Genomic DNA, 1,100 nt, shown 5'->3' with positions numbered 1-1,100 from the left:
CGGATGTCGGCGGTCTGAAACGCCTCGGCGCGGCCGGGAAGGATGGTCGTAACCGGGAAGTCGCCCTTCTTCAGCGTGATCACGCCAACGGCGGCCGCCTGCTGAGCCGCTCCGGCGCCGCCGGCGCCCGCGGCCGGTGTCTTGCCGCTGTCGCTGCAGGCGGCAAGAACGCCACCGATGGCAAGAGCTGAGGAAACGAGGAGAAAGCGACGTATCATGTTCAATTCCCTATGCGCTGGCTCGCGGATCGAAGCCTGCCGGGGATGCCACACGACAAACGATCCGGAGTCAAATGCCTCTGATGCGAATTAACAAAGCCTTTAGAAAGTGACGTAATTTATGAATCGTCACTTAGCAAGTGCTATTTTGCAGTGCGGCATCGGCGAAATCGACGATCTGCCTTGCTCGCTCGACCAGGGTTTCCTTATCGTCCTTGACGATCAGAACCGGATGCAGCACGCCTGCAAGCACATCGGCGACGGTCTTTGCGGCGCGCGCAGGGTCCGCGCAGTGATAGCGGCCTTCCGCGACACCTTCGCGAATGATCGCTTCCAGTTTCTGGATGACCTTTTCACGATACCGCCTGCCGGCCTCGATCTTGGCCTCGATGCTGACGAGGACCATTTCGAAAATGTAGGGGTTCTTCTGGATGTCCTCGAGGTGGCTGTCGAGCAGCCGGAGCACGAAGCGGAGCAATTGTTCGCGCGGCGGCAGGTCGTCGGCGACGAAGCGGTCGGCGACATCACTCAGGTGCCTTTCGGCGATCGCGTCGACCAGGGCGGTCTTCGAATGAAAGTGCTTGAAGACGTTGGCCGGCGACATGTCGAGCGAAGCGGCGATATCGGCGATCGAGACGGCGACGAAGCCGCGCTGGCGAAACAGCTGCTCGGCCATCGTCATAATGTCTTCGCGGGTCTCTTCGGCCTTGCGCCTTGGCCTTCTTGCCATGAATTCTCCAGCCGGATCCGCCCGGCTTCGGTGTTTTTCAAAATCTAACGCGACATTGAAAGGGCCTGCAAGCTAAAGTCGCAGGCCTTCATGCAATCGAGCGATTACGGGAAATAGCGCGAGAGATTCTTGCGCACGCGCTCCACCGGGGT

At 60.0% G+C, this 1,100-nt stretch carries 1 protein-coding gene and 1 pseudogene; both read right to left on the bottom strand.

The genetic code is table 11. From position 1 onward, the window contains the following. Window positions 1–218, bottom strand: a pseudogene (locus B3605_RS00360) (efflux RND transporter periplasmic adaptor subunit); the annotation flags it as partial. A 133-nt stretch (window positions 219–351) separates the two neighbouring features. Next, complete coding sequence (locus tag B3605_RS00355; RefSeq protein WP_112946163.1) at window positions 352–948, bottom strand: TetR family transcriptional regulator; 597 nt, start codon at window positions 946–948, stop codon at window positions 352–354. Window positions 949–1,100 lie beyond the last annotated feature (152 nt).

Source organism: Rhizobium sp. UBA1881 (assembly GCF_002338015.1).
GTDB lineage: Bacteria > Pseudomonadota > Alphaproteobacteria > Rhizobiales > Rhizobiaceae > Rhizobium.
This window is presented reverse-complemented; position numbering and strand designations above follow the sequence as displayed.